This is a genomic window from Rhodopirellula sp. UBA1907 (genome assembly GCF_002337565.1).
GTDB lineage: Bacteria > Planctomycetota > Planctomycetia > Pirellulales > Pirellulaceae > Rhodopirellula > Rhodopirellula europaea.
Window position 1 is genome coordinate 243,261 of record NZ_DDGH01000089.1, and the last position, 518, is coordinate 243,778.

Below are 518 nucleotides of genomic sequence, written 5' to 3' on the forward strand. Positions count from 1 at the left end.
CAATCGCAAGTGGACACGGACAAGCCAATTGGAACGACCGGTTATTGCATGGGAGGACCAATCGTCTTCCGCACTGCAGCCGCTGTTCCCGATCGCGTAGGTGCGGCGGCCACTTTTCATGGTGGCGGATTGGTGTCCGACGGAGAGGATAGCCCGCATCTTTTGATCCCAAAAATGAAAGCGGACTTCTTGATCGCCATCGCCGAGAACGATGACCAACGCGATCCCGAAGCAAAGTCGGTGTTGAAGGAGTCGTTTGCAGAAGCGAATTTGGATGCTGAGATCGAGGTGTATCCCGCCGGGCATGGTTGGTGTCCGCCTGACACTCGTGTCCACAATCCCGAACAAGCCGAGAAAGCTTGGAGTCGGATGCTCGCCTTGTTTGAATCCGCTCTGGCTTGACGTAGTGCCCGCGTGCCGAAAGCGGGCTGGTCGACGGCGCGATCATGGACGAGTGTTTGTGATCGAGGTTGGGCAATAGGCTTGGCTGTGGGATAGCGGGCTGTTGATTGAATGAG

The 518-nt window shown here is 56.6% G+C and carries 1 protein-coding gene; it reads left to right on the plus strand.

The genetic code is table 11. The annotated features are described in order from the left end of the window. Positions 1-402 (plus strand): dienelactone hydrolase family protein (locus tag B2R17_RS20255; RefSeq protein WP_286765395.1); only part of this gene is annotated, 402 nt, incomplete at its 5' end. Positions 403-518 lie beyond the last annotated feature (116 nt).